General features: G+C 70.1%; 5 protein-coding genes. 2 read left to right on the plus strand and 3 right to left on the minus strand.

Annotation, left to right across the window (positions count from 1 at the left end; all coding sequences use genetic code 11):
* Positions 1–33: 33 nt before the first annotated feature.
* On the plus strand, positions 34–1749 hold the full coding sequence (locus RIB45_RS15695; protein ID WP_350051387.1) for a sensor histidine kinase: 1716 nt from the start codon (positions 34–36) through the stop codon (positions 1747–1749).
* A 4-nt stretch (positions 1750–1753) separates the two neighbouring features.
* On the opposite strand, the gene RIB45_RS15700 is transcribed toward RIB45_RS15695, so the two are convergent.
* The 3 genes from RIB45_RS15700 to RIB45_RS15710 all read right to left on the minus strand — a co-directional run bounded on the left by RIB45_RS15700 (position 1754) and on the right by RIB45_RS15710 (position 6119).
* Entirely contained in the window at positions 1754–2911 is a 1158-nt protein-coding gene (locus tag RIB45_RS15700; RefSeq protein WP_350051388.1) for an iron-containing alcohol dehydrogenase, read from the minus strand.
* Positions 2912–2930: 19 nt separating this feature from the next.
* Positions 2931–4298 carry a glutamine synthetase family protein gene (locus RIB45_RS15705; RefSeq protein ID WP_350051390.1) on the minus strand — a complete coding sequence of 456 codons (1368 nt, stop codon included), beginning with the start codon at positions 4296–4298 and terminating at the stop codon, positions 2931–2933.
* Between the two features lie 69 nt (positions 4299–4367).
* Positions 4368–6119, minus strand: coding sequence for a ShlB/FhaC/HecB family hemolysin secretion/activation protein (locus RIB45_RS15710; RefSeq protein WP_350051391.1), 1752 nt, complete (start codon positions 6117–6119; stop codon positions 4368–4370).
* 253 nt (positions 6120–6372) lie between these two features.
* Here RIB45_RS15710 and RIB45_RS15715 point away from each other — a divergent pair.
* A partial coding sequence (locus RIB45_RS15715; protein ID WP_350051392.1) for a FecR family protein occupies positions 6373–7362 on the plus strand: 990 nt, incomplete at its 3' end.

The raw sequence follows: 7362 nt of genomic DNA on the forward strand, positions 1-7362 counted from the left end.
TAATCATCGGCCCCTGGGAAGGCCCGGCTTTTCATGTCGACCGCAAACGCCGCCCCTCGGAACCGCGCCATCGACGGGGGCGCAGCCTCAATCGCGCGCAAGGCGTGGGCGCGTTTTCTGTTCATCGGGCTGATTTGCGCGGCGCTGGCCGTCGCGGCGGAGCGCCTCAGCCTGCAGGAGGCGCGATTCAACGCGAGAACCGCCGTCGAGACCGCCGCCAGCCGCGCGGCGGTCGAGATGGAGCGCATCATCAACGCCGACATCCAGCGCGTCCACGGTCTTGTCGCCTACGTTCGCGCCAACCCGAATCTGACTCAGGACCGGTTCGCGGAGCTCGCCCCCTATCTGCTGGCCGACGCGACGGGCGTCTTTCGTAACGTGGCGTTGGCCCGCGACCTCGTCATTACGCACATCTATCCGCTCGCGCCGAACCGCGCGGCGCTCGGGCTGGACTATCGCGACAACGAACGGCAATGGGCGAAGGTGCGCGAAGCGATAGAGCTGAATCAAGTCACCCTCGACGGTCCGCTGGAGTTGGTGCAGGGCGGTCGCGCCTTGATCGCCCGCTTTCCGATATACCTGCCGGACGGCGGCGAGGGGCCGGGCGACCTATGGGGCGTGGCCTCAATGGTGCTTGATTTCTCCGCGTTCGCGGACGCCTCGGGCCTGGACGCGCTCGGCGACGACTATGCGTTGGCGCTTTATGCGGCGGAGGACGACCTGGCGCGCGGCGGGCAGGCCGTCTACCGGACGGCCGCGACCCCGCCGGACGACGCCGTGACGCGACGGATCGAGCTTCCGTCGGGCGCTTGGATCCTTGCGGTCGGGCCGGCCGACGGATGGCCGACGCGCTCGGACTCCCTTCTGCTCATCATCGCGGGCGCGGCGCTGTTGCTGGTGGTGGGCGGCGGCCTCGTGCTGATCAGCCTGCGATTCGAGCACGCGCTGCTGCGCCAGACCAAAGATCTGGAGCGGCTGCGGCGCGAAGCGGTGGAGGCGCGCCTTCAAGCGGAGGAGGCGAACCGCGCCAAGACCTTGTTCCTCGCCAATATGAGCCATGAACTGCGCACCCCGCTGAACGCCATCATCGGGTTCGCGGAGGTGATGAACGAGGGGCTTTTCGGGCCGATCGAGAACCCGAAGTACCGCGCCTATCTGGCCGACATCCTCAGCTCTTCCCATCATCTTTTGGCGGTGCTCGGCGACATCCTGGACATCGCGCGCATCGAGAGCGGCGGGGCGGAGTTGGACGAGCAATCGCTCGAACTGCGCGAGCTCACCGCCTCCACCCTGCGGATACTGCGCGCCCGATTGCGCGAAAAGCGCCAGTCGCTCTCGATCGACATCGATCCTGCGGCGCCGACGGTCTACGGCGACCCTCGGCTGTTGCGTCAGGTGCTGATCAACATTCTCGGCAACGCGATCCGCTACACGCCCGTGGACGGGGCGATCCGGATCGACGCGGAGCGGCGCGCCGACGGCGCGCTGGCGCTCACCGTCGCCGACAACGGCCCCGGCATCCCGGAGGACAAGGCGGCCGAGGCGCTGGAGCCGTTCGTTCAGATCGGCGAAACCGGCGCTCAAGCCCGCGCCGGCGAGGCCAGCCGCGAAGGGGCGGGCCTGGGTCTGCCGATCGCCAAGCGCCTGGTCGAAGCGCATGACGGCGCGATCGAGATCGGCCGCGCGCCGGAAGGCGGCGCCGCCATCACCATCGTGCTGCCGGCCGAACGCGTGCGGGCGGCGGCGTGAGGCGCTATCCCTCCGACGCCTGCACGAACAGCTCCGCATAGGCGGCCGCGTCCAGCGGAATGGGGTTGCCGCCGGCGGACGGATCGCGCGCCGCCAGATCGCCGATATGAGCGGATCGGTCGACCGGCACATCGAGCGCGGACAGCGCGTTCGGCACCCCAAGCGCCGCCCGGAAGTCGAGCGCCCAGTCCAGCGCCGCCGCGAAATCCCGCCCCGGCAGGTCCAGCACGCGCGCCAGCAGATCCATGCGCTCGGCGATCGCCGCCTCGTTCCGGCGCATGACGTAGGGCCAGACGACGGCGTTGGTGAGCCCGTGGTGGGTGTCGTAGGTCGCCCCCACCGCATGGCTGATCGCATGCACGCCGCCGAGGCCCTTTTGAAACGCTGTGGCGCCCATCGAGGCGGCGGCCAGCATGTCGGCGCGCGCCTCGATGTCGCCGCCGTCGGCGTAGGCGCGCGGCAGGGCGTCCTTGATAAGGCGCATGCCTTCCAGCGCGATCCCGTCGGCCATCGGGTGGAAGCCCGGCGCGCAATAAGCCTCGAAGCAATGAATGAAGGCGTCGAGGCCGGTCGCAGCCGTGACGTGAGGCGGCAGGCCGACCGTCAGCTCCGGGTCCGAAATCACCACCGCCGGCAGCATCTTCGGATGGAAGATGATCTTCTTCTCCTGCGTCTCAGGATGGGTGACGACGCTGGCGCGCCCGACCTCCGAGCCGGTGCCGGCGGTGGTCGGCGCGGCGACGATCGGCGCGATCGCCTCGGCGTTCGCCCGGGTCCACCAGTCCCCCACATCCTCAAAATCCCAGATCGGCCGGGTTTGGCCGACCATCAGCGCGACCGCCTTGCCGACGTCGAGGGCGGAGCCGCCGCCGAACGCGACGACGCCGTCCGCCGCGGAGCCGCGATAGGCCGCCACGCCGCCGGCGACGTTGGGCTCGACCGGATTGCCGCGCACGTCGGCGTAAAGCGTCGCCGGCAGTCCCGCCGCCTCCAGGCGCGCCAGCGCGTCGCGCACGATGGGCAGGTCTCGCAGCCCTTCGTCCGTGACGAAAAGCGGGCGCGCGATTCCCGCCTCCCGGCAGGCGGCGGGCAACTCCTCGATGCGGCCCGGACCGGCCCAGACCTTGGTGGGGAAGCCCCAATTTCCGCTGATCGTCTTCATGATCCTCAAATCGCTCCGCTTACGCCCGCTCGAATCCGCGCGCCACCTCCCAGTCGGTGACGCGGCGGTCGTACTCCATCTGCTCCCACGTCGCGGCGTGGACGTAGTGATCGATCACGTCGTCCCCGAAAGCGGCGCGCAGCATCTTGGAGCCTTTCAGCTTCGCGGTCGCCTCGCGCAGCGTCGTGGGGATCGCGCGCGCCCGGCGCTTGCCGTAGACGTCGCCGTCGACCGGCGGCTCCAGCTCCAGCTTGCGCTCAATCCCGTCGAGGCCGGCGGCGATCAGGGCGGCGTAGGCGAGATGCGGCGTGAGGTCCGAGCCGCCGACCCGGCATTCGATGCGCACCGCTTTCGTGCCCTCCCCGCACAGCCGGTAGCCGGCGGTGCGGTTGTCGCGGCTCCACACCGCCTTCGTGGGCGCGAAGGTGCCGGCCTGGAAGCGCTTGTAGCTGTTGATGTAGGGGGCGAGGAAATAGGTGATCTCGTCGGCGTGCGCCAATAGCCCGGCCACGTAATGGCGCATCAGATCGGACATCCCGTGCGGCTTCTGCGGGTCGTGGAACAGCGGCTTCCCCTCCGGCGACCAGAGCGACTGGTGGATATGGCAGCTGTTGCCGGCGCGATCATAGGCCCATTTGGCGAGGAAGGTCAGCGCGCGGCCCTGGCCCCAGGCGATCTCCTTGCAGGCGTTCTTGATGAAGGCGTGCGCGTCCGCCATGTCGAGGGCGTCGGAATAGCGGACGTTGATCTCTTCCTGGCCGGCGTCCGCTTCGCCCTTGGAATTCTCCACCGGCACGCCGGCGGCTTGCAGGCCGGTGCGGATGGCGCGCATCACGTCTTCCTCCTTGGTGGTCTGGAAGATGTGGTAATCCTCATTGTAGGCGCTGATCGTCTCGATCCCGCGATAGCCTTTGGCTTGCGCCTCCTCGTAGCTCTCCTTGAAGAGGAAGAACTCCAGCTCGCTCGCCGTCATGGCCTTCAGGCCCATCGCCTCAAGCCGGGCGATCTGGCCCTTCAGAATCGCGCGCGGGCTGTGCGGCACGGGCGCGTGATCGTGATGGTCCAGCACGTCGCACAGCACGCACGCCGTGCCGGGCAGCCAAGGGACCCGCCGCAGGGTCGCGAGATCGGGCTTCATGACGTAGTCGCCGTAGCCCTTCTCCCAACTGGTGGCCTTGTAGCCCTGAACCGTCTCCATCGCCAGGTCTGTGGCCAGCAGATAGTTGCAGCTGTGCGTCTCCTCCCAGGCGGACTCGATGAAATATTCGACCTGCATGCGTTTGCCCATCAGGCGGCCCTGCATGTCCACCAAGGCGACGAGGACGGTGTCGATCGTCCCGGCCGCCGCCTCGGCCGTGAGGTTGTCGAAGGTCATGTTGCCGGGCATGGGGGCCTCGCTGCTGCGTCTTGGATGAGGAGACGTTCTTTTACACCGACTCGCGCCGAGGCGGCGACCTCAGAAATCGCCGGAGACGCCTAGGAAGAAGCGCGGCGCGTCGTCGTCCGTCGCATCCGGGATCCTGGTCAAGGGTTGGGCGAGCTGTGCGTCCGCGTAGAAGCCGTAGCCCGGGGACCAGACGCGCAGGCCCACGCCTGCGGAGGTCAGCGATTCTCGGTCGTAGCCGCCCGTCATGGTGCGATCCCACACAGCGCCCAGATCGTAGAAGCCGTACAGTTGGTAGCCGCCGAGACCGAACGCGTCGAGGCGGCCGGTGCGCCGAAGCTCCAGCAGGCCGGCGGCGCCGTGCTCGCCGGCGACCTCGCCGTAGCCGTAGGCGCGCCCAAAGCGCGCGCCGCCCAGCTGCAACTGCCGGCCGGTCAGCAGCGCGCGGTCTGCGACCTGAGCGCGGAGCGCCAGCCGTGTCGACAGCTGCGCCGGCAGCGCCTGGGTCCAGGCGCCGTTCGCCTGCAGGCTGGTGAAGGCGCCCGATCCGTCGGCGAGCGAATTGTCCGGATCGTCCGCGCCGTTCGCCCCCAGCACGTCAAAGCCCTGGTCCAGTCTCACCGCGCCCTCGACATCCGCGCCCTCGAACAGCCCCGTCCGGCGGTAGTCGAGCGAGAGGGCCGCCACGCGCGTTCGATCCTCGTAGGTCTGGGTCTCGCGCTGTTCTTCGCTCAACCGGCTGAGTTGCGCCTCCGCGCGCAGGGTGAGCGTCTCGCGTCTGCTCAGGATCAGCGGATGCGAGGCCCCGAGGGTTACGGTTCGGCTGCGCGCGATCAGGTCGTTCGCGTCCTGATTCCCGCCGGACTCGCTGGCGCTGCCGGACAGGGCGAAGTCGATCACGGTCCCCGCCGATCCCAGCGGCGCGACGGCGCGCACCTCGCCATAGAGCAGTTCCTGCGGGTCGTCCGGCACGGTGTAGACGCCGCCTTCGATTCGCTCGCCCGCTCCGAACGCGTCGTTCGCGCCGACGCCGAACCAGGCCAGCATCGGTCCGACTTCGCGATCGCCGCGATTGTCCGCGTACGCAACGACGTCCGCTTTCTCGAACGCCGCCTGAACGATCAGACGATGCGCGCCCTCTCCCGCCCCCTCGTCGTCGAGCGCCTCGACTCGGCTGTCGCGCACGCTGACGCCCGCCATCTCCTCGACCAGAGCGATCGCGCGGTCGATCGTCGACAGACGGGTCGGTCGTTCAGCCTCCACGGCTGCAAGACGGGCCTTGGCGCGCGCCGCGGCCGCGCCCTCCAGCCCCTCGATCGCCGTTGCGCCGATATAGCCTTCGACGACGCGAATCCGCAAAATCCCCGCGTCCACCGACTGCGGGGGGATCTCCGCCCGGCTCAGAATAAAGCCCGCCTCGCGATAGCGCCGGGTGATCGCGCCGGCGATCTCGGCCAACGCCGCGCCGTCGACCATCCGCGCGAGATAAGGCTCGTAGAGCGCCGCCAACGTCTCGACGGGCAGCGCCTCGGCGCCGTCAATCACCACGCCTGCAAGGACGAAATCCGGCGCTGCGGGCGGCGTCGGCGCAGCCTGCGGGGCGGCGGTCGGCGCCCCGCTCTGCGGGTCCGTCGGCGCGGCCTCAGGCGTTCCGGGTCGGACTTCCTCGACGCGCTGTTGGACCGCGGCGTTGGCCCCGCTCGCCTGGGCGCCGGACTCCTGGGCCGCGGCGGGCGCGCCGAGCGATAGCGCCGCCCCGGCTATCAGAGCGGCGCCGACTGCGGCGCGACGCGCCCGCGCCGATCGGGCTGCAAAGATCCTCACGACCGCATCGCCCTCCCCAGACGCCCTCGCCAGCGTCGACTATTCCCTCTATCCGGGACTTCGCCGAAAATCCCGTCCATCAATTGGCGAAATCCCGCGGAAATCTAAGGTTTTAGTCGCCAGGACATTAAGGAAGTCATAGGATTTATGGAACAGTCTTTATGACGCTCCGACTGGGGCGCGCGGGCGCGACATGACTTTTTCGGCTCGCCGATAGGCACGAGACCCGCCGAGGCGGGGGAGGATCAACGCCATGACGAACGCCTTCGGGAGGGGCGTCGGCGCACGGCTGGGCCGGCGCTGCGCCCATTTCGCGGTTGCGGGCGTCCTTTTGACGGTCGCCGCCCTCAGCGTCGACGCGCCGCCCGCCCGCGCCGATCAGGCGGGCGGGTGGACCGTCGTTGAAATCAGCGGCGACGCCTGGATCGCCCGCGAGGGCGTGCAGACCGTCGCACTGACCTCCGGGGACGCGCTCGCGGCCGGCGACGCGGTGACCACCGGGGCGACCGGGCGCGTGTTGCTGCGCCGCGGCGAGAACGAAATCCTGGTCGCGCCCGACAGCCGCATGCGCCTGCCGGCGGATGCGCAGCCGGGATTGGGCGCGCGCATCCTGCAGACCCTCGGGACCCTGCTTCTGCGCGTCGAAAAGAAGGACGCCCCGCATTTCGAGGTGGAGACGCCTTACCTTTCCGCCGTGGTGAAGGGCACGCGCTTCACGGTCAGGGTTGAGACGGGAAGCGCCGCCGTCCACGTGGTCGAAGGACTGGTCGAGGTGCGCACGCCCAATCCGGCGACGCCGCCGTCCCTGGTCAGACCGGGGCAGACCGCACGCGCCGAACAGGGCGGCGCGCTGCGCGTCGACCGACCGAGCGCGCCGGGCGCCGCTCCAACCGAGGCGCCCGGAGGCGACGGCGACGCCGGACTCGAAACCGCAAGCGGCCCGCCCGGCGGGTCCCGATCGGCGGGCGTACGCCTAGAGACGTCGATTTCAGGCGCGGCGCCGTCGCTGCAGGCGGCAAGCTTCGGCCTGCTGCGCGCGGCCGGACGGGCGTCGCCGAACGCAGCCGTCACACCGGGCGGATCAGGCGGGCCGCCTCCCAACGCCGGCGGCGGGCCGCCTCCCAACGCCGGCGGCGGGCCGCCTCCCAACGCCGGCGGCGGGCCGCCTCCCAACGCCGGCGGCGGGCCGCCTCCCAACGCCGGCGGCGGGCCGCCTCCCAACGCCGGCGGCGGGCCGCCTCCC

The sequence above is a fragment of the Marivibrio sp. genome, assembly GCF_040218065.1.
Classification (GTDB): Bacteria; Pseudomonadota; Alphaproteobacteria; order UBA8366; family Aestuariispiraceae; genus Marivibrio.